Origin of the sequence: Streptomyces tailanensis, assembly GCF_008386495.1 — a bacterium.
Lineage (GTDB): Bacteria > Actinomycetota > Actinomycetes > Streptomycetales > Streptomycetaceae > Streptomyces > Streptomyces tailanensis.
In genome coordinates this window covers 39775-59531 of record NZ_VTHJ01000019.1, presented here as the reverse complement: position 1 = coordinate 59531, position 19757 = coordinate 39775, and the positions used below count along the sequence as shown (strand labels likewise).

At 70.2% G+C, this 19757-nt stretch carries 14 protein-coding genes and 4 pseudogenes; 6 read left to right on the top strand and 12 right to left on the bottom strand.

Annotated elements, in window-relative coordinates; translation table 11 throughout:
- Positions 1–65: 65 nt before the first annotated feature.
- The 4 genes and pseudogenes from F3T56_RS17745 to F3T56_RS47885 form a co-directional block, all read right to left on the bottom strand.
- Positions 66–1343 (bottom strand): helix-turn-helix domain-containing protein, encoded by a 1278-nt coding sequence (locus F3T56_RS17745; RefSeq protein ID WP_149826215.1) that lies wholly within the window; start codon positions 1341–1343, stop codon positions 66–68.
- Between the two features lie 294 nt (positions 1344–1637).
- Complete coding sequence (locus tag F3T56_RS17740; RefSeq protein WP_149826144.1) at positions 1638–3284, bottom strand: acyl-CoA dehydrogenase family protein; 1647 nt, start codon at positions 3282–3284, stop codon at positions 1638–1640.
- Between the two features lie 116 nt (positions 3285–3400).
- Positions 3401–4247: pseudogene (locus F3T56_RS17735) on the bottom strand (pyridoxal-phosphate dependent enzyme); the annotation flags it as partial.
- A pseudogene (locus F3T56_RS47885) lies at positions 4178–4501 on the bottom strand (phosphopantetheine-binding protein); the annotation flags it as partial. The pseudogenes F3T56_RS17735 and F3T56_RS47885, both read right to left, overlap by 70 nt.
- Positions 4502–4663: 162 nt before the next feature.
- On the opposite strand from F3T56_RS47885, the gene F3T56_RS17730 reads away from it, so the two are divergent.
- The gene (locus F3T56_RS17730; RefSeq protein WP_216372970.1) at positions 4664–6667 is read left to right on the top strand and encodes a zinc ribbon domain-containing protein; all 2004 of its coding nucleotides are present in this window, start codon (positions 4664–4666) and stop codon (positions 6665–6667) included.
- 1 nt (position 6668) lies between these two features.
- On the opposite strand, the pseudogene F3T56_RS17725 reads toward F3T56_RS17730, so the two are convergent.
- Positions 6669–7134 (bottom strand): annotated as a pseudogene (locus tag F3T56_RS17725) (non-ribosomal peptide synthetase); the annotation flags it as partial.
- A 106-nt stretch (positions 7135–7240) separates the two neighbouring features.
- Between F3T56_RS17725 and F3T56_RS17720 the strand changes: the two are divergent.
- Both F3T56_RS17720 and F3T56_RS17715 read left to right on the top strand, forming a co-directional pair.
- Positions 7241–8374 carry a YihY/virulence factor BrkB family protein gene (locus F3T56_RS17720; RefSeq protein WP_172638996.1) on the top strand — a complete coding sequence of 378 codons (1134 nt, stop codon included), beginning with the start codon at positions 7241–7243 and terminating at the stop codon, positions 8372–8374.
- Between the two features lie 145 nt (positions 8375–8519).
- Positions 8520–9209, top strand: a complete 690-nt coding sequence (locus F3T56_RS17715) for a helix-turn-helix domain-containing protein (RefSeq protein ID WP_149826143.1) — start codon at positions 8520–8522, stop codon at positions 9207–9209.
- Here F3T56_RS17715 and F3T56_RS17710 read toward each other — a convergent pair.
- Positions 9189–9590 (bottom strand): VOC family protein, encoded by a 402-nt coding sequence (locus F3T56_RS17710; protein ID WP_149826142.1) that lies wholly within the window; start codon positions 9588–9590, stop codon positions 9189–9191. The two genes, F3T56_RS17715 and F3T56_RS17710, sit on opposite strands and share 21 nt — an antisense overlap.
- Before the next feature lie 147 nt (positions 9591–9737).
- Here F3T56_RS17710 and F3T56_RS17705 point away from each other — a divergent pair, with 147 nt between their 5' ends.
- Both F3T56_RS17705 and F3T56_RS17700 read left to right on the top strand, forming a co-directional pair.
- A complete protein-coding gene (locus F3T56_RS17705; RefSeq protein WP_149826141.1) occupies positions 9738–10397 on the top strand; it encodes a hypothetical protein in 660 nt (219 codons plus the stop codon).
- 387 nt (positions 10398–10784) lie between these two features.
- A pseudogene (locus tag F3T56_RS17700) lies at positions 10785–11061 on the top strand (ThuA domain-containing protein); the annotation flags it as partial.
- 2 nt (positions 11062–11063) lie between these two features.
- On the opposite strand, the gene F3T56_RS17695 reads toward F3T56_RS17700, so the two are convergent.
- The 6 genes from F3T56_RS17695 to F3T56_RS17670 all read right to left on the bottom strand — a co-directional run bounded on the left by F3T56_RS17695 (position 11064) and on the right by F3T56_RS17670 (position 18968).
- Positions 11064–12893, bottom strand: coding sequence for an alkaline phosphatase family protein (locus F3T56_RS17695; protein WP_149826140.1), 1830 nt, complete (start codon positions 12891–12893; stop codon positions 11064–11066).
- A gap of 104 nt (positions 12894–12997) precedes the next feature.
- Positions 12998–14047, bottom strand: coding sequence for a LacI family DNA-binding transcriptional regulator (locus F3T56_RS17690; protein ID WP_149826139.1), 1050 nt, complete (start codon positions 14045–14047; stop codon positions 12998–13000).
- 122 nt (positions 14048–14169) lie between these two features.
- Positions 14170–15774, bottom strand: coding sequence for a glycoside hydrolase family 43 protein (locus F3T56_RS17685; RefSeq protein ID WP_149826138.1), 1605 nt, complete (start codon positions 15772–15774; stop codon positions 14170–14172).
- The gene (locus tag F3T56_RS17680) at positions 15771–16733 is read right to left on the bottom strand and encodes a carbohydrate ABC transporter permease (RefSeq protein WP_149826137.1); all 963 of its coding nucleotides are present in this window, start codon (positions 16731–16733) and stop codon (positions 15771–15773) included. The genes F3T56_RS17685 and F3T56_RS17680 overlap by 4 nt, the downstream gene beginning before the upstream one ends.
- Positions 16733–17617 (bottom strand): carbohydrate ABC transporter permease, encoded by an 885-nt coding sequence (locus F3T56_RS17675; RefSeq protein ID WP_149826136.1) that lies wholly within the window; start codon positions 17615–17617, stop codon positions 16733–16735. Before F3T56_RS17675 ends, F3T56_RS17680 begins: the two co-directional genes overlap by 1 nt.
- A gap of 10 nt (positions 17618–17627) precedes the next feature.
- Entirely contained in the window at positions 17628–18968 is a 1341-nt protein-coding gene (locus F3T56_RS17670) for an ABC transporter substrate-binding protein (protein ID WP_149826135.1), read from the bottom strand.
- A 597-nt stretch (positions 18969–19565) separates the two neighbouring features.
- Between F3T56_RS17670 and F3T56_RS46975 the strand changes: the two genes are divergently transcribed.
- Positions 19566–19757: hypothetical protein (locus tag F3T56_RS46975; RefSeq protein ID WP_216372969.1), on the top strand; the 192-nt coding region annotated here is incomplete at its 3' end.

Genomic DNA, 19757 nt, shown 5'->3' with positions numbered 1-19757 from the left:
GGAAGGGATGCTACGTCAGTGGGCCACGTGTCACCCCGCCGACGCAGGAAATACAGGGAGATCCCTCACACCGAGGCCGCTCGGGCGCGTACCACTCCCGGTGCCACCGAGTGCGGCAGCAGGTCCAACGGGCTTTCAGGGAGGAGGACTTCGACCTTGGCGCGTTCGGTGAAACGGTACGGCCGGTGGTCGAGGAAGGCGCCGAGGTAGCGGCGTACACGGGACATCTCGGCGCGGACGGTGACGGTGCGGGAGGGGTCGCCGAACATGTCGTCGGCCAGGGCGGAGGCGCTGCGGCCGCCGCGGTGGAGGGCGAGGAGGTAGAGGAGTTCGGCGTGGCGGGGGGTGAGGCCATGGGTCCAGGAGCCGGTGCAGCCGGCGACGGTGACGGTCCAGCGGCGCGGGTGCGCGAGGTCGAGGGTGATGTGGGTGGCGGTGGAGGCGGGGGGCGGGTCCGCGGTAGGGCGTATCAGCCAGCCGGAGGGGAGGGGTTCGACCCAGCAGAGGCCGAGGGTGGGCAGCCAGCAGCGGCCCGGCGAGACGGGATCGGGCAGGGCCAGGCGGTTGGTGTACGGCATGCCGGTGACCGTGGCCGTCCAGCCGTCCCTGTCGACGGCGATCGCGCGGCCGTCGATGCGGGCCAGCACCGGGGCCGCCACCGCCCGCAGTTGTTCCAGCGAGGTCAGGTGGAGGTCACGCAGACGGGCCTGGGCGAGTTTGGCGACCGAGTCCACCAGCGCGAGGGTGGAGGGGTGCAGGGTCTCCAGGGGGCCGCTGATGTCCACCGCGCCGAGGAGCCGGCCGTCGCGCGGGTCGGTGATGGGGGCTCCGGTGCAGGTCCAGGAGTGCAGGGCGCGTACGAAGTGCTCGGCGGAGAAGACCTGTACGGGCCGGCGGGACACGAGCGGGGTGCCCACACCGTTGGTGCCCACCGTCTCCTCGCGCCAGTCCGCGCCGATCCCGAGTCCCTGCCCGTCGGCCTTGCGGAGCACCGCCGTGCTGCCCTCCCGCCACAGCACCCGGGCGTCGGCGTCCGCGACCATCATGATGTGCTGCGCGGTGTCCGTGAGGGCCAGCAGGCCTTCGCGCAGGACCGGCAGTACCTGGCGCAGCGGTGATGTCTGGCGGCGGTGCTCCACCTCGTCGCGGCTGAGCAGGTCCGCCCGGAAGTCGTGGTCGGGGTCGATCCCGCTGTGCAGCATGCGGTCCCAGGACTCCCGGATCGCCGCGCGCGGGGCGGGTCTGGGACGTCTGTCGGGGTCGGAGAGCGCGGAGGCGCGTACGTCGCTGAGTACCCGTGCCGCACGGGCGGCGTCCGTGGCGGTGAGCCGCGTGACATCCATCGGCGAGTGCGCCACTCGTTCCTCCCCTTGGTGCGGGTTTCATAGTCTGCCGCTCCTCGGCCACGGAGGGGCACACTTCGGCCACAGAACGCAGACGACTTGCAACCCCCTGCAACCCTGGCGAACGGCCGTGTGGTCCTTGACACTTGTTCAACGTCGCCCCAGTGGGGCGTGCGCTCCGATCATCGGGGCCGGACAGGACGGGGGTGGTGCCGTGTCGGCGCAGCACCACTCCCGTGCCGTACGACTCCTGTGCCGTACCACTCGAAAGAGGTCACTCGGGCCGGCCGGGGCTCAGTGCACCGGGCGTGCCCGTTCCACCACGGACGCCAGGTCCAGTGTGTGCGGCAGGGTTCCGAAGGCCGAGCCCCAGTCGCCGCCCAGTCGGGAGGCGCAGAACGCGTCGGCGACGGCCGGGGGTGCGTACTGGACGAGGAGGGCGCCCTGGAGAACGAGGGCGAGGCGCTCCGCGAGGCGGCGGGCGCGGGCCTCGATGCCGTCGAGGTCGGCGAGTTCGGTCAGCAGGTTCTTGATGGCGCCGTCGAGGCGGTGGTCGGCGCCGCGGGCGCGGCCGACCTCCCTCAAGTAGGCGTCGAGAGCGCGCGGTTCGCGCTGAAGGGCGCGCAGCACGTCGAGGGCCTGGACGTTTCCGGCGCCCTCCCAGATCGAGTTGAGCGGCGACTCGCGCAGCAGACGTGGCATGCCGGACTCCTCGACGTAGCCGTTGCCGCCGAGGCATTCGGAGGCCTCCACGACCGTCGGGGTGCTGCGCTTGGTCACCCAGTACTTGGTGATCGGCACCGTCAGGCGCAAAAACGAGCGCTCGCTTTCGTCGTCCCCAGCCTCAGCCGCGTCGTACGCCGCCGCCAGCCGCATCGCCAGCGTCGTCGCCGCCTCCGACTCCAGCGCCAGATCCGCGAGGACGTTGCGCATCAGCGGCTTGTCGATCAGCTTCGCGCCGAACGCCTCCCGGTACGCGCAGTGGTGCGCCGCCTGCGCCACCGCCTGCCGCATCAGCGCGGCGGCGCCCAGCGCGCAGTCCATCCGGGTCGCGGCCACCATCTCGATGATCGTCCGCACGCCCCGGCCCTCGTCCCCGACCCGCCGGGCCCACGTCCCCGCGAACTCGACCTCGGCGGAGGCGTTCGACCGGTTGCCCAGCTTGTCCTTGAGGCGCTGGATCCGGAACACGTTGCGCGTGCCGTCCGCCAGCGCCCGCGGCACCAGGAAGCACGTCAACCCGCCCGGCGCCTGGGCGAGTACCAGGAAAGCGTCCGACATCGGTGCCGAGCAGAACCACTTGTGCCCCGTCAGCTCGTACGTCCCGTCCTCCGCGAGCGGCCGTGCCGCCGTCGTGTTGGCGCGTACGTCGCTGCCGCCCTGCTTCTCCGTCATGCCCATCCCGAAGAGGACACCGGCCTTCTGCGCCGCGGGCCGCAGATCCTCGTCGTAGACCATGGCCGTCAGCCGTGGCTCCCACTCGGCGGCGAGCGCCGGGTCGGTGCGCAGGGCGGGCACCGCCGCGTGGGTCATGGACAGGGGGCAGCCGTTGCCCGCCTCGGCCTGGCTCCAGACCAGGAACCCGGCCGCGCGTCGCACGTGCCCGCCGGGCCGCCCCCAGGCCGCCGTGAGCCCGGCCGCCACGCCTTTGCCGAGGAGCCGGTGCCAGGACGGGTGGAACTCGACCTCGTCGATCCGGTTGCCGTACCGGTCGTGCGTGCGCAGCTTCGGGGGGTTCTCGTTGGCCAGCCTGGCCCACTCCTGCACCTGCGCGGAGCCCGCCGAGCGCCCGAGCCCCGACAGTTCCGCGCGCGCTTCCTCGACGAGGCCGGCGGCCAGATGCCGCTCGACCGCCTCTACCAGGACCCGGTCGGTGGTGAAGGCGTCATAGCCCACCAGCGGCGGAGCCTGATTGGTCACTGCATGGGTACCGGCTGCCATGCCTGGAACCTACCTCCCCAGGGACGGAGCGGGGCACCCGTAGCGGGTGGGTATGTGCCCGAGAACGAGGCACACGGCCGGCCCCACACGGGACCGGCCGTTACGTGACGGTGTTGTCAGACCGGTGCCGCCAGCTCCCCCGTCCCCAGTTCCCCCGTGCCCCACTCGTCCGCCCCGAGGAAGGCCTCCCCGTACTGCTCCAGCGGCCAGCCCGGCCGGTAGATGGTGTCGAGGTAGCGTTCGCCCAGGTCGGGGGAGAAGGCCACGGCGGTGAGGTCGGGGGTGCCGTGGCGGGTGAGCCAGTCGGTGGCGCCGCTGACGACCGTCCCCGTGGAGCCGCCGAACAGGAAGGCGTCGGGCCAGGCGGTGGCAGGCCCGGACCGTGTCGGCCTCCTCTACGCGGACGACGTCGTCCACGCAGGACGGGTCGAGCAGCGCCGGCGTCACACTGGTGCCGAGGCCCGGGATCATCCGGCGGCCGGGTGCCCCGCCGAAGGCGACCGAGCCCACGCTGTCCACCGCCACGATCCGCACCCGGCGCCGCCGTTCCCAGAACCAGTGCGCGCAGCCCATCAGCGTCCCGGAGGTGCCGACCCCCACGAACAGCACGTCCAGGCGCGGGAACTGCCGGGCGATGGCGGGCGCGGTGGTGCGGTAGTGCGCCCGCCAGTTGGCCTGGTTGGAGTACTGGTCGAGCCACACGTACCGCTCGTCGGCGGCGCACAGCGCGCGTACGTACGCGATCCGGGCGCCCAGGAAACCGCCGGCCGGGTCCGGCTCGGTGATGACGTGCACCCGGCTGCCGAGGGCCTCGATGAGCCGTCGGGTCTGCGGATTGACGCGGGAGTCGGTCACACACAGAAACCGATAGCCCCGGCTCGCCGCGATCATGCTCAGCGCGACGCCCAGATTGCCGGACGAGGACTCGACGAGGGTCGAGCCCGGCCTGAGCCGTCCGTCTTGAGGGACACCGCCCGGTCCAGGGCGATGGCGAGCTTCACCGCGGACAGTGAGGTGCCGCCCCGGTCGAAGAAGTGGTCGTGACGGCCGACCTGCGCCCGTGGCACACCGAGCACCTCGGCCCACGAGGCGGCCAGCCGCTGCTCCGTCGGCGTGACCGGCCGCGCCCCCGACTCGCCCTCCACGGCGTCGAGTCGCTCGGCCACCGCCGTGAGCGTGCGCCGGTCGGTCTTGCCGTTGGCGGTCAGCGGCAGGGTGTTTAGCAGTTGACCGATTGGTCTGAGGATCCTGGTTTCTCCTGGGTCTTGGGGTGCGGGGCTGGTGGGGCGTACGGGAGTGCGTAACCCGTATGGGGGTTTGATCGTTGATGCGATGGTCGGGTCGGGTCGGGGCTTCGGGGCGTGTGAGGGGGTGGCAGGGTGCGGCGGAAGGTGGAGCTGGGCGCAGGGGAAGTGCAGCAGATCGCTGCGGCCTGTGCCCGTGGGCTGCGGGGTGTGGACACGGTGACCGGGGAGCAGTTGAGCGAGGTGGCCCTGGTCGAGCGGGCGGGCTGGCTGACCGGCCTCGTCGAGGCCCTCGCGGCAGGCGTGGTGCGGGAGCACTGGAACCAGGCCGACCTGGCCCGACTCGCCTCCGGTGTCGATCAGTCGGGGGCAGGTCTGCCGTCGCAGTCGTGGATGGCGTTGCGGCGGCTCGGCTGGGCGGTGGCCGTCCCTGTGGGTGTGTATGTGCCGGACCGGGTGGTGCGGATCGCGCAGGAGCAGGCCGGACGGGTGCTGCGCTCCGCCTGGTGGCGGGCCGAGATCACCGCCGCACTGCTGGCCACCTGGCCCGCCGACCCGGCCCGGCGCGGTGAGGCGGAGTGGCAGGCGCTGCGGGCCGCCCTGCCCGATGGTGGGATGGTGGCGTCGAGTGTGCTCCTTGCCCGCACCCGGCAGATCACCGACTTCCACACCCGCCACCACCGGATGCCCGCCGGTCTTACCGAGTGCGAACCGCCGCCCGGCGGCGGATCGCAGATCGTCCTCGCGGCCGTCGACAAACAGCTCGCCACCCTCGAGCGCTGCCCGGAAAATCCCTTCCGCCACGGGGTGTTGACCGTGCGGCTTCCGACGCGTCCCGATCCCGCATCGCGGGCGGACTGGCATCCGGTGCGGATCCGTTTCCGCCTGCCACCCCACGTGCCCGCCCACGCCGTGCTGTGCGCGCCCACCCTGCGCGTACGGCAAGGGCGGCTGCTGCTCGACGTGCCTTATGCGCTCGCGGTCCCCAAACCGGAACGGGCCGGACACCAGACCGCAGTGGCCTTCGACTGGGGTTTGAACACCCTGCTCACCGGCGGCACCCTTCGCCTCACCGGCGAAATCCAGCCCCGGGTGCTCACCGACGGACACCCGCTGTCCTTCCGCGCCGCCGGAGTCCTCGCCAAGAGTGACCGGCTGCGCCTGATCGGCGAGCACATCGGCGCCCGCATCGACCGACTGCGGATCCTGATCGCCTCCCGGCAGGAGCGCGGGATGCGCCCCAGCCCCTGGCTGGCCGGGAAGCTCGCGGTTCTGGAGTCGGAGCGGGAGCGGGTCGCCCGACGGCGGACCCGGCTGAACGCGGCCCTCGCCAGAGCAGCCGCCCGTTTCATGGTGGATCACGCGATTGCGGCCGGGGCGAGCGTCATCTACCTCGAAGACCTCCGCGACATGGAAGCCTGCGGCAAGGGCCGCAGCCTCAACACCCGCCTGTCGCAGACGGTGCGCGGTGCGATCGTCACCCATGTCCGCCACATCGCCGCCGCCCTGGGTATCGCCGTGGTGATCGTGCCGCCACGGGAGACGTCGAAGTGCTGCCCGCGCTGCCTGACCGCGTTTCGCCACCACAAGGCGCCCAACAATCGGGCGGCGGGCTGGGCGTGGGCGACCTGTCCCAACGAAGCGTGCGGGTACAGCACCGGCCGGGACAACGCCGCCTGGCAGCGCATCGGGGCCCGCGGCCTGACCCACCAGCACAAGACCAGTCTCGACCGTACCCGCGAAACCTTCGTGATCCGTACGGTGGTCGAGGCCCTGGACCAGGCCAGCCGGGTCCAGCACCAGACCCGGGACCGCACCAAGAGCGGCCCCACGAACAGACGCCCTGTGCCCGGGAAGCGGCGCAGGGTCCCCGCCCCACCCGGCGCCCCGCCAGGTGGAAAGCGTCCGGCGGGGCGGAACCCCACGCACCCGACACACTCCAGCCAGGAGCGGACACGGCAGCAGGGACCGACGACAATCGGCACCCCCGACCGGCCACACCGGCCGGACGGGGCCAGACTCGGGGCCGGCTTCCACCGCCACGCCCACACCACCCCCGTCCGAAGACGGCCGTGGCCGAGTCACCCTCCCAAACGATCCCGGACACCCGGGATCACCCAGGAAACCCAAGCCGATTAGCGACGCTCTCGCGCCAGTGGAACACCGACGGCGCCATGTACGCCGGCAGCGAGGCCGCGAGCCGCTCCCGCAGCACCTCACCGGCGAGCGGCCGCCCGGAGTGGAACGCCACCAGGTGCGCGCCCTTGGCGACCACCACCGCGCCGTCGCGCACGCCCTCGACCCGCAGCAGCGCGTTCTCCACTTCGCCGATCTCGATGCGGAAGCCGCGCACCTTGACCTGGGTGTCCCGGCGGCCGAGGAACTCCAGCTTGCCGTCGGGCCGCCAGCGCCCGTGGTCCCCGCTGCGGTGGAGCCGCTCGCCGGGGCGGTACGGGTCGGTGGTGAAGGCCCGCCGGGTGCGCTCGGATCAGGGAGAGGTGCTCGTCGACGACGTACACACGGACGTTGCCGACCGGACGGCCGAGCGGCACCCGGTCCCCCTCCGGAGCCCGGTGCATCACCTCGTGGTTGGTGTCGTCCGACGTCCCCCGTGACGCGGTCGGAGGGAAGGGAGCGGCGCAGGCGGGACCTGCCGCCGGTCAGCGGCACCGGGAGGTGAGGACGGCACGCGCGGACGGATACCTTTAGGGCGTGCAGCCAGCAAGTCAGTCACCCCAATCACCCTCGGGCCACGAGAGCCCCCATGGGCGTCTCCATCGCGCGCGTGCCCTCTACCGGAACGTCTCCAAGCGCAGGACCGCCTGGCTGCTCCTGAAGGACACCGTCAACTCCTGCATCGAGTACCGCATCCTGGGCCTGGCCGCGGAGGCGGCGTTCTTCACCCTGCTCTCCGTGCCCCCGCTGCTGCTCAGCATGATCGGCCTGCTCGGCTACGTCGACGACTGGACCGGCGCCGACACCATCGCCAGCCTGGAGCTCAACCTCCTGGAGGCCTCGCGCACCGTCCTGTCCGACAAGGGCGTCGCCCAGATCGCGCAGCCGATCCTGGACGACGTGATGAAGGGCGGCCGTCCCGACGTCATCTCCATAGGCTTCCTGTTCGCCCTGTGGTCCGGCTCCCGCGCGGTGAACGTCTTCATCGACACCATCACCGTCATGTACGGCCTCGACGGCGTCCGCGGCATCGTCAAGACCCGCCTCATGGCGTTCCTGCTCTTCATCGTGGCCCTGCTCATCGGTTCGATCGCCCTGCCGCTGATGGTCGCGGGGCCGGATGCGGTGGTCCGCATCGTGCCGTGGTCGGCGACCGTCGTCCAGGTCCTCTACTGGCCCGTTGTGATCGTCCTCTCCATCGTCTTCCTGACGACGCTGTACCACGTGTCGGTCCCGGTCCGTTCCCCGTGGGTCGAGGACGTCCCGGGCTCCCTCGTCGCCCTCGGCATGTGGGTCCTCGGCAGCTTCCTGCTCCGCATCTACCTCACCAACACGGTCGAGGGCGCGACGATCTATGGCTCCCTTGCGGCAGCCGTGGCCGTTCTGCTGTGGATCGGGGTTTCCGCCTTCGCGGTGCTGGTCGGCGCGGCCGTCAACGCCGCGATCGACCGTGTCTGGCCGGCTGCCGCGACGGCCGCGGCGCGCGCCGCGAATGAGCGCCTCCGTGAGGAGCAGGCCGCCGAGTACGTGGCCCGTGCGGCCGCGGCGCGCTCGTACGATCCCGAGGATCCCGATATGCCGTCCGAGTTTCCGGAGCGGTGGTCGCGATTTTTGCCGCCGGAGGATGTGACGTCGAGGCTGCGGTCGCCTGTGAAGAAGGGGGACGAGTAGGGGCGGGCGCCTTTTAGCTCGGGTGGTGCGGTTTTTGGCGACTGCGGGTCGTTGGTGGTTGCTCGCGCCCACGCGGCGGAGCCGCATATCGACACAGCCCCGCGCCCCTGAGATGAGCGGCGGTCTTAGGCGTAGCCTCGTCCATGTGTACGTCGAAAGGGCTTCACGGTTGTCCGGGGCGGTGGTGTGGACCAACACGCCACCCAGGGGCGGCACAGGGCTCGTGTTGCCCGACGGGTGCATGGATCTGCTCTGGAACGACGGGCGGCTGTTGGTCGCCGGCCCCGACACCCGGGCGCACGTCGCCGAGGGCGCACCCAGTCGGTGGGCCGGAATCCGTTTCTGCCCCGGCACCGCGCCCACGTTCCTCGGTGTGCCCGCGCACGAGTTGCGGGACCGGCGGGTGGAGCTGGCGGATCTGTGGCCCGTCTCGCTAGCGCGGCGGCTCACCGCCCGTGTGAACGCGGCCGTCGACCCGGCGAGCGGTCTCGAAGAAGTGGCGCTGGAACGGGCGGACAAGGTCGACGGCCCTGATCCTCTGCTACGGCGGATCGTCGCCGCCCTCGACGCCGGTCGCCCGGTGGCCACCACCGCCGATGAACTCGGCCTCGGTGCCCGGCAGTTGCACCGCAGGTCGCTCGCAGCTTTCGGGTACGGGCCCAAGACGCTGGCCCGGGTGCTGCGGCTGCAGCGGGCGCTCGCGCTGGCGCGTGGCGGGGTGCAGTTCGCCGACACGGCCGTCCGGGCCGGGTATGCCGACCAGGCCCATCTGGCGCGTGACGTGAGGGAGTTGGCGGGGCTGCCGCTCGGTGAGCTACTCGGTGGCGGACGGTAGCGGCGCGAAGAGGTCCACGCCGTTGCCGTCGGGGTCGTGCACCACGGCGTACCGCTGGCCCCACACCGCGTCCCACGGCTTGAGCTCACCGTGGTACCCGGCGGCGACCAACTCCTCGTACACCGCGTCTACTTCGGCGGGACTGTCGCACCGCAGGGCCAGCGAGGCGCCGCCGCCCTTCCCCGGCTGCCACTCGGGGAAGAAGGAACGCACGGTCTCCTCGGTGTCGAGCATCAGCCGCAGCCCGCCGGGCAGTTCGGCCTCGGCGTGCGGCAGGCTCTCGGCGCCCTCGGGGAAGGCGAAGCCGAGACGGCGGTAGAAGGTGACGGAGGCGGCCATGTCCGAGGCCACCATGCCTATCGCATCGAGTCGTGGAGTCATGAGGCCACCGTAGGCAGGCCCGCGGCGGCCCGTCTTGAACGAATCGGACACCCCCGTACGATCGCTCGGCGTCTCGTGATGTGGGACTCTCGGGAGAACGGACCCTTGGGCTCACCTGTGGAACAACTGTGCGGCAGGATGTAGGCCATGTTCCGTACCGCGCGCGCTCTGCTGCCCCTGGCGCTGCTGCCGCTGCTGCTCACGGCCTGCGGGACCGAGAAGGTCGTGGTCGCGGGCCGTGAGCCCCTGGCGCCGCCGCCGGACCGGGCCGAGCTCCAGGCCCGTGCCGAGGCGATGGGCTTCGCCCCCGGGCTCGTCTACGTCACCGAGGCCCCCGGCTTCACGCTCGCCCGGCAGTCGGTCGGCGTGTACGGCGGCGACGGCTTCTCCGCCGCCTACTGGTCCCGGCGGAACAGCGCCCAGCTCCTGCTCCTCGTCGACCGCGGCACGATGACCGCCGAGAGCTGCCCCGGGCAGCCGCTCGGACAGGGCACGGGCGGCACGGTCACGTGTCAGCGGGACGGGGACGTCTGGTACCGCACCTCGCCGGGACAGCACGAGTACGCCGTGCCGGAGAAGGACCACGTCGTACGGGTCAGCGCCGTCGCGGCCGCCGTCGACCGTGCCGTGCTGCGCTCCGCCGCCCTGGCCGCCCACCGCCCGACCGACGCCGAACTCGCCTTCCTCCTGCCACCCCCGCACCACGGCAAGCCCCCGCCCCCACCCCACGGCATCCCGATCGGGCGCGGCGACCTGCCCCCGGTGGGAGACGGAGCACCTCGCAACGAGGTGGGAGCCTCGGGCTGATCCCCTGAGATCCGAAGATTTCGGTCCTTGGGGTCGGCCCGGTCCCGGAAACAGACTGACCAGTCTGATGAGCGATCCGTAGTGTTCCTGTGGCAGACTGCCACGCGCACGCCCGGCGCCCAGGCGACGTCGGGCACCCTCCTCGGTCCGATAGCTGTGCAGGCTGGACCGACCAGCGTCCGGAGGGACGTGCCACGCGGGCCAATCGCTTCGGTGACCGGCACCAGGGCACGAAGGCGTTCGGCGTGCGTCGGGCATTTCACCACACCCGAACCCTAGTACTGCAACGGTGCAGTACTGGGTTGCTCCAGGGATCCCTAAGCCGGGCAGAGACGCTTGGATCATGCCCTCGGACCGCATCCTCGTGTACTCCCGCACGACCGCCTACCCGCCGTACACCACCTGCCGCCCGTCTGGGAGTTCACGGACGAGTGGTACGACTTCCGCGCCAGTCCCCGCGGTTCGGTGCGCGTGCTCGCCCGCGCCGACGAATCCTCGTACGAGGGCGGCGAGATGGGTGAGGACCATCCCCTGGTGTGGTGCAAGGAGCAGGGCGCCGGCCGGGTCTTCTACACCGCCCTCGGACACGCGGCGGAGGCGTACCAGGACCCGGACTTCCTGGCGCACCTGCGGGGCGATCGCCTGGACGACCGGGCCCTCGTAGACCTACGGCGTACCGCCCGGCTGTGGCCCGAACGCCGTCATGAAGCGGTCGCGGAACTTGTCCATCCGCCAGACCGGGGTGTCGGCGGCCGGCTTGAGGCCGTCGACCCAGCCCCAGTCGGAGATCTTCTCCAGCACCTCCGGGTCCTGGGCGACGATCGAGACCGGCACGTCGTGGCTCGGGTTGTCGCCGGTGACCGTCTTGTTGGGCTGGTGGTCGCCGAGGAAGATCAGGACGGTGTCCTTCGAGCCGTACTTCGCGACGTGGTCGACGAGGCTGGTCACCGAGTACTGGATGGTCTTGCGGTACTCGTCGCGGACGTCCGACGGGTCCTTCCAGACCTCCTTGGGGTCCTTGCCCTCGGCCTTCTGGAGGGAGTGGTAGACCGAGCCGTCGCCGATCTGATCCTCGGGGATCGTCCGGGGGATGGGCGCCCACGGGTTGTGACTGGAGGTCAGGATGATCTCCGCCATCATCGGCCCCCGGCCCTCCTTGCCGTGCTCCAGCTCCTCGAAGGCCTTCAGGGTGTACTGGTCGGGCATCGTCGACCAGCTGAACTTCGGTCCCTGGTAGCCGAGTTCGTCGGAGTCGTAGATGTGGTCCAGGCCGAAGTACTTGCCCTCCGGCCACGCCATCTGGGTGCCCGGCACGATGCCGACCGTGCGCCAGGCCCCGGTGCGGCGGAACGCCTCCGTGAGGGTGAGGCGGTCGCTCGCGACGAGGTTGTTGTAACGCGACTGGTTCTTGATCCACAGGCCGGACAGGAACGTGGAGTGGCCGAGCCAGCTGCCGGCGCCGGTGATGGGGGAGCGCAGCCAGCCGCTCTGGGCCGCGTACCCGGCCTCCTTCAGCTCCTCCGTCTTCTGCGCGAGCGTCTCACCCAGCGGCTCGCCCATCTGAGGGTCGTCGATCGCGGAGCGGCCGTAGCTCTCGATGAACGTGATCAGGACGTCCTTGCCGCGCAGCCCCGTCAGCAACTGGTCCGGCGGTACGTCGGCGAAAGCGTCGACCGCCGCCTGCTTCTCGAACGCCTCCCCGTCCTTCAGCCCCACACGCACCGCCTCGACCCGGTTCTCCACCAGGGTCGCCGCGCTGTGCGAGGCCAGCGGCACGTCGCCGATCTCCAGGGTCAGCGTCGAGCAGGTGATCCAGGCGGTGCCGAGCACCAGCAGCGTACGGCTCGCGGTCTGCCGGTTGCGCACCATCAGCCGGCTGATCCGTATGACCGCCAGCGTCATCAGAACGGGCAGGGCGAGCGCCAGCACGACGACCCCGACCGTGGCGGCCTGAGCGACCGCACCGCCGAGCGAGTCCTTCATGAACGACTGGGCGTCGTCCAGCAGGATCCAGTCCAGCACCAGGTCGAACGGCCGGTCGAGGGTCCAGTACGACCCCATGTCCAGCACCTTGACGATCACCAGCAGTCCGAGCACCACCCCGACCACGACCGCTGCCACGCGCCGCGCCCTCGGCGGCTGTACGAGCAGCAGCGCGGCCACGAGGATCCCCTCCGCCGGGATCCGCAGAAAACGCCCGAACTCGATCTCGGTGACGTCGTTCGGCACGAGCAACGCGAAGAGGACGAGGGCGAGGGAGAGCCCGGTGACGCTCCAGGCCACCGCACGCGCGGCCTTGGGGTGCCTGGTACGCCAGCCGGAGGGGGTCGGGGGTTGCTCGGACTCGGACTCGGGCTCTGCTTCTGACTCGGGCTCGACCTCGGCCTTCTCCGCTTCCCCTGGGGCCGCTTCCTCCGGGTCCGTATCCTCCGGGGCCGTTTCCTCGTCCGGTGCCGGTGCCGGTCCCGGAAGCTGCGGAGAGTGTATGTGCGACAACCCGAAGGTCCTTCCCTGTGGAGCATGTGGAGCTCAGTGCTGGTGACACCGCCGGCGCACCCGTACGGCCATCTCTATGCGTACGGTCGCACGACGCCTACCGTTCACCCGAACTCAGGTCCACCGCAACCACGTGTACTGGCCCGCTCCACCAGTCGCGTCGACAACTCCGTGCGCGTGCTCTCCGGTTGCTCGCCCTCCATCATCCGTACGAGCAGGTGCAGTGCGGTCGAGGCCATTTCGGAGAGCGGCTGGCGGACCGTGGTCAGGGCCGGTGTCGCCCAGCGGGCCTCGGGAAGGTCGTCGAAACCGACGACGCTGATGTCGTCCGGCACCCTGAGCCCCCGCTCGGCCAGCGCCTCGTACACACCGAGCGCCATCCTGTCCGAGCAGACGAACACGGCGGTCGGCGGCTCGGGCAGGTCGAGCAGCTGGTGCATACGGCCGTGGGCGGCGGTCTCGACGAAGTTGCCGTAACGGACGTACTCCGGCCGGAACGGGATCCCCGCGGCCGTGAGCGCCGAGCGGTAGCCGGCGACGCGGGCGCTGCTGCACATCTTGCGCCGGTACCCGGCGATCACGGCGATCCGTTCGTGCCCCAGGGCCAGCAGATGCTCGGTGGCGGTCATCCCGCCCTGCCAGTTGGCCGCGCCCACCGACACCACGCCCGGCGGCGGTTCGAGTACGGGGTCGATCAGCACGAACGGGATGCGGTGCTGGGCGAGCCAGGAGTACTGGGCGGGAGACAGTTCGGCCAGGTTGAACAGCACCCCCGCCGAGCCCCGGGCCGTCAGCTTGTCGAACCAGCCGCGCTCGGGACGGCCGCCCCGGGTCCGGGTCAGCCCGGCCGAGACCACCAACTCGAGCCCGGCGTCGTGTGCCGCCTGCTCGACACCGTGCAGCACCGCGCCCGACCAGGAACTGTCCAGTGAGTGCACCACCAGGTCGACCATGCGCGACGGCTTCGACGCCTCGAACCTGGGCCTGCGGACATAGCCGAGCCGGTCCAACGCCTCGGTGACCCGGCGCCTGGTCTCCGGGGCCACGTCCTCCCGGCCGTTGACCACCTTCGAGGCCGTCGGCACGGACACCCCGGCCTCGCGCGCCACCACCGCCAGCGTCGGCCCGGCCGTCGCGCTCCCGCCACGCACCATCGCGACTCCACCTCTCAGGCCCCGTCCCGAGGGCCGGTGAAATTTTCGAATAGCAAGCGCTTCCTACGGTAAGGCCAACTCAAGACGGCGGGAAGAAGCGGTGATTCAAAGGATCACTTGGCTCAAAACTTTCGAAACCTCGAACACAGTCGGAACTCGCTGAAGTCCGCAGTGAAGGTGGCGTTGACGAGGTCCTGGGCGTGGATGCCGGCGAAAGCGCCCGTGAAGCGCAGCTTGGAGCCGTAGTCGTCGGAGAGGCGGCTGAAGTCCAGGACCGGTCCGACAGGCGTACGCTGGCCGTCGCGGAGGTACCAGAAGCGGGCGTCGGCGCCGTCGACCGTCGCTCCCAGCGTGATCGGCTGCCCTGGCTCGACCTCGACGACGGCCACCTGCCGGGCGCCCTCCTCGTCGCTCTCGACCAGGCTGAGCACAGTTCGGCCGCCGTCACGCCATTGCTGGCCCCGCTGGGGTTCGCCCTCCGGCTCGGCCCAGGTCAGGTCGAGGGTGAGGTACGACGTGGTGTTGTACCAGAGCAGCAGACCGGCGGCCTCGGTGAAGGACCGGGGGTTCGCCTCGACCGTCACCTCCACCTCGGCCCGGTGCTCGGTGAGCCGCTGGGCCAACAGGCTCTGGTCCCACAGCGATTCGGGACCCTGCCGCCCACGCAACCGGATCCAGCCGGGCCGGGCGCCGGTGTCGGCCCAGGACGCGTCCGCCTCCGCCCGCAGACTGCTCCACGGCCAGGCCAGGGAGCCGTCACCTTCAGAGGGCGTCGGTGCGGGCGCCGCGCCCGTGACCGTCGGCACCTCCACCTCGACCGCCGGATGCCAGCCTCCCTGCCGCAGCCGGGGCCAGCCGTCGTCGTCCCAGGTCACGGCCTGGACGGCGGTCTCCCGGCCCAGCGGGCAGCGCATGCCGTGCTCGGTGTGCAGCGGCCGGGCGGCGAGGTGGCTCAGGAACCACTCACCGTCCGGGGTCTCCACCAACTCGGCGTGGCCGGCCTTCTGGAGCGGCACCTTCGGGTCGTCCCGGGTCGTCAGCAGCGGCAGATCATCCAGCTCGTACGGACCCGTCAGCGCACGGGCGCGTGCGACCCGCACCCCGTGCTCGAAGCCCGTACCGCCCTCCGCCAGCACCAGGTAGTACCAGCCGTCGCGCACCAGCAGCTTCGGGCCCTCGATCAACTTGTCGTGCTGGAGCAGCAGATGGGTCCGGCCCACCGGGCGCAGCGTGGCCCGGTCCAACTCCGTCAGGACGATGCCGGCGAACCGCTTGCCGCCCGGGCGGTGGTCGCTCTGCATGTTGAGCAGCCACAGCCGGCCCTCATGATGGAAGAGGGCGGGGTCGAAGCCGTGGCTCGCGACCCGCCTCGGCGAGGTCCACTCCCCGTCCACTTCCGAGGCCGTACTGACGTACGTGTCCAGGTCGAAGTACCGCGTGCCGACCGACCGCACGATCGTGTACACGACCCAGAAACGCTCGCCGTCCCAGCTCAACGACGGCGCCCAGATGCCCGCCGAGTCGGGGACGCCCGTCAGGGAGCCGTCCGGGACCGCGCCGCGTACATGGCCGGCGTACTCCCAGGTCGCCAGGTCCCTGGAGCGGTGCAGCGGGATCGTCGGGAACCATTCGAACGAGCTGGTCGCGACGTAGTACCAGTCGTCGACGCGGATCAGCGAGGGGTCCGGGGCGAAGCCGCGGATGACGGGGTTGTGGGCCACGGTCACTTGAGTGCTCCCATCGTGACGCCGGACCGCCAGTAGCGGCGCATCGCGACCATCATGATCGCCATCGGGATGATGGACAGCAGCGCGCCGGTCAGGACGAGGCTGGTCAGGTCGATGCCGGACTCCGACCGCTTGCCGGTCCAGTTGTACAGGCCCAGGTTGAGGGTCCAGTTCTCCTGGCCGCGCAGCACGGTCAGGGGGAGGAAGAACGCGTTCCAGGTGTTGACGAAGGCGAGCAGGAACACCGTCGCGCCGCCCGTGGTCATCATCCGCAGCACGATGCTGAAGAAGATCCGCAGCTCACCGGCGCCGTCGATACGGGCCGCCTCAAGCAGTTCGAACGGGATGGTGGCCTCGGTGTAGACCTTGGCCAGATACACGCTGAACGGGTTGATCAAGCAAGGGATCAGCATCGCCCAGGGGGTGTCGACCAGGCCGATCTTCGAGAACATCAGGTACAGCGGCAGCGTGAGCAGGGCGATCGGGATCAGGAACGAGCCGACCACGGCCGCGAAGACCACGCCACGACCGGGGAAGTCGAAGCGGGCGAGGCCGTAGCCCGTGGCGAGGGCGATGAGCGTGCCGCCGAGGGAGCCGACACCGGCGTACAGGAACGAGTTGGCGGTCCAGCGCAGGAAGATGCCGTCCTCGTACGTGAACACCTGCTGCAGGTTCTCCCACAGGTGGAAGTCGGAGAACCACAGGCCGTTGCTCTGGTACAGGCCGACCCGGTCCTTGGTCGCGGCGATGATCAGCCAGTACACCGGGAACAGGCTGTAGGCGCTGGCCAGGACCAGACCGAGGAGGACGAACCGCTGCCCGCCCCGTGAACGGGCAGCGGGGTCCGGTCGGGTGCGCCGGCGGACGGTGCCCCCGCGGGACGGCTCGGAAGCGGTTTCCGCGCCGCTCTTCTTGCCGCTCTTCTCGCCGTTTTCCTTGATGTTTTCCGTCAGCGCCATCAGTCCGCCTCCCTCGAGGTCAGCCGGTAGAAGAGGAAGGACGCGACGCCGAGGAACAGGGCGAGCAGCACCGACAGGGCCGCGGCGTAGTTGTAGTTGGCGGCGTTGAACGCCTGGTTGTAGATGATCATGATCGGGGTGAAGCTGTCACTGATCGTCTCAGGGGTCACATTGCGGAACAGCGCGGGCTCGTTGAAGATCTGCAGCATCTGGATGATCGACAGCAGCGCGGTCAGGACGAGCGCGCCGCGCACGAACGGGACCTTGATGCTCAGCGCGATCCGGAGCTCCGTGGCACCGTCAAGGCGCGCGGCCTCGAACAGCTCGCGGGGCACGCCCTGGAGCGCCGAGTAGATGATCACCATGTTGTAGCCGATGCCGTGCCAGGTCAGCAGGTTGCCGATGGCCGGCCACACCATCGAGGGGTCGAAGAAGTTCCAGTCGAACCCGAACAGCTCGCCGAGCGGAGTCAGGGGACCCACCTCGGGGCTGTACAGGTTGATCCACACGATGGCCGCGACCACGCCGGGGATCATGTACGGGACCAGCAGCATGATCCGGAACCGGCCGGCCACCTTCGAGGTGACCGCGTCCAGGAAGAGGGCCAGCACCAGGCTGATGATCAGCATGAACGGGATCTGGACGCAGGCGAACAGCACCACCCTGAGGATGGAGGTCATGAACGCCGAGTCGGTCAGGCCCTGCTGGTAGTTCTCCAGCCCGACGAACTCCGTGGTCGCGCCGCCGAGCCCCAGCCCGGACTGCCTCTCCAGGAACAGCGACTGGTGGATCGCGTAGCCGATCGGAAGCAGGTAGAGAAAGACGAAGCCGAGCTGGAAGGGCACCGTGAACGCGGCACCCTTCCAGCGCAGTGAGCGAATCATCGGGTCTGCCTCAGCCCTTGACGTTGATGCCGCGCTGCTTCAGGTCGTTGACCGTCCACTCCTGCATGTGTGCGAGGAGGTCGGTGACCTTCTGCTTCTTGCTGACGACCGCGGCCCACTCGTCCTGCATCTCCGTGAACATCGCGGTCCAGTTCGGGCCGAAGGTCCAGTCGCTGGTGACGGTGCCCAGGCTGTCCGTCACGATCTGCTTCGCCGGCTCGTAGTTCTTGCCGAGCAGCTTCTCCGAGATCGCCTCGGAGACGTACGACTCGCTGTCGGCCAGCGCCGGCATCACACCGCTGCCGGTCTCCGGGCTCGCCATGGTCTTGACCGCACCGGTGTCGGTGGACATCCACATTGCCGCCTCGGCGGCCTGCTCCTTGTTCTTGCACTGCTCCGACACCAGCGTCAGGTTGCCGCTCTGGTTGGTGCCGGCCGGCGTCTTGGGCCCCTCGCCCTTGAAGGTCGGCCAGGGGGACAGCGCCCAGTCGCCGAAGGACTTGGTGAAGTTCTGCACCATGCCGGACATCTGCCAGGTGGAGATCTGCCGGGTCGCGGTGCCGCCGTTGTCGTAGTTGCGCTGCACGGCCGCGTAGTCGGCGAACGAGAGCTTGGAGTTCAGGTCGTTGTCGACGATCTCCTGGATCACCTCGGCCGCCTTGAGGGTGCCCTCGTCCTGGAAGTTCACCACCCAGGAGTCGCCCTCGACGGAGTACCAGTGCGCCCCGGCCTGCATGGCGAGCACCTCCAGGGTGCTCGGGTCCTCACCGGCGTAGTTGGTGATCTTGATGTCGTGCTTCTTCAGTTCCTTGCCCGCGGCGATGAAGTCGTCCCAGGTCTCGGGCGCCTCCAGGCCGTACTTCTTGAAGATGTCGGTGCGGTAGATGGTGAAGGCGGGCGCCGAGGCGGTGGGTACGCCGTAGACCTTGCCCTGAACCTGGCCGACGGCCCACGAGCCGGGGTTGAACTTGTCCTTGCTGGACTCGACGTACTGGGTGATGTCGGCGAGGGCGCCCTGCGAGACCCAGCTCGTGACGTATTCGCCGGTGTTCTGCAGCAGGCAGGGAGCGTTGCCGGCCTTGACGGCGTTGGTCAGCTGCTTCTGCATGGTCAGCTGGTCGGTGACCTTGGTGTACTTGAGCTGGACGTCCTTGTGGCTGGCGTTGAACGCCTTGACGACGGCTTCCTGGCCGTTGGCCCAGCCCCAGAAGTCGAGGGTGACCGGACCCGAGGAATCGGCGGAGGAGTCGTCAGTGGAGTCGGATCCGCCACATGCGGAGAGCAGACCTGTGAGCGCCACACCCGCGACAGCGATGCGGGCGAACCTTCTCCGGGGGCTGATGGAGTTCATCGTACGGTCATCCTTCGAGACGTAGACGAGCGCGGAGGCTGGGAAAGAGCGAGGGGCGGCTCGGTGGGGCGACGGCGAGCGAGGCGGACCGTCAGCTCGCGTCTCGGGACCCCTGCGGAAGGCGTAGTAAACGGTTGCTGTGAAACGTAGGTGGCCAGATCGACTCACGCAAGAGTGCGAAGAGAAATTGTTACGCGGGCTTGTCTGTGGGGTTGCGAGGAGATGTGGGTCGCTGAGATCGGGGAGGGTGAAGGACGTGCAGGTCAGGGTAGGGGTGGGCGGCGCGAAGGCCGCCGCGGGGGTGGGGTTCGCGGCGGCCTCGGGGCCTGAAAACGCTTACGTAACACTACTCATCGCGCGTGGCCAGGCGCCTCCGACGGGGGGCGGGTGGGACCGTACGACCATCGAGGGTGGGGCGGGTTCGAGGGAGTGATTGGCAGATCAGTCCCAGCGGGGATGCCGTAAATGGAGCAAAAGGGGCGTGTTGCTGGGACGGATCTGCCAATCGCCGCGGGCGGGTCGAACCCCCGACCGCGTCCTGCTCGCTGCCCCGGCCGGTCTGTCATCCATCGCGCCGCGAGGAGGCCCGACGCGGCCGTGAGCGCGGCGGCGGCGATGATGGAGGCGATCAGGGCCGGGTGGGTCATGGTCGTGCCGTTGGCGGATTCGCCCCACCTTCGCCTCGCCCATACGTCGCAAGCCGGACATTTCGGCGGGACGGAACTGCCCATTGCCGAGCGCCAAATGCCCGGGCGTCGCCCGGCCGGCGCGCCCGGGCGCCGGCCAGGT

Coding starts and splice junctions, on each gene's coding strand:
- F3T56_RS17740 (WP_149826144.1), bottom strand. CDS start 3,284: ATGGCAGCCGGTACCCATGCAGTGACCAATCAGGCTCCGCCGCTGGTG.
- F3T56_RS17680 (WP_149826137.1), bottom strand. CDS start 16,733: ATGGCGCTGACGGAAAACATCAAGGAAAACGGCGAGAAGAGCGGCAAG.
- F3T56_RS17690 (WP_149826139.1), bottom strand. CDS start 14,047: ATGGTGCGTGGCGGGAGCGCGACGGCCGGGCCGACGCTGGCGGTGGTG.
- F3T56_RS17705 (WP_149826141.1), top strand. CDS start 9,738: ATGTTCCGTACCGCGCGCGCTCTGCTGCCCCTGGCGCTGCTGCCGCTG.
- F3T56_RS17675 (WP_149826136.1), bottom strand. CDS start 17,617: ATGATTCGCTCACTGCGCTGGAAGGGTGCCGCGTTCACGGTGCCCTTC.
- F3T56_RS17670 (WP_149826135.1), bottom strand. CDS start 18,968: ATGAACTCCATCAGCCCCCGGAGAAGGTTCGCCCGCATCGCTGTCGCG.
- F3T56_RS17745 (WP_149826215.1), bottom strand. CDS start 1,343: ATGGATGTCACGCGGCTCACCGCCACGGACGCCGCCCGTGCGGCACGG.
- F3T56_RS17710 (WP_149826142.1), bottom strand. CDS start 9,590: ATGACTCCACGACTCGATGCGATAGGCATGGTGGCCTCGGACATGGCC.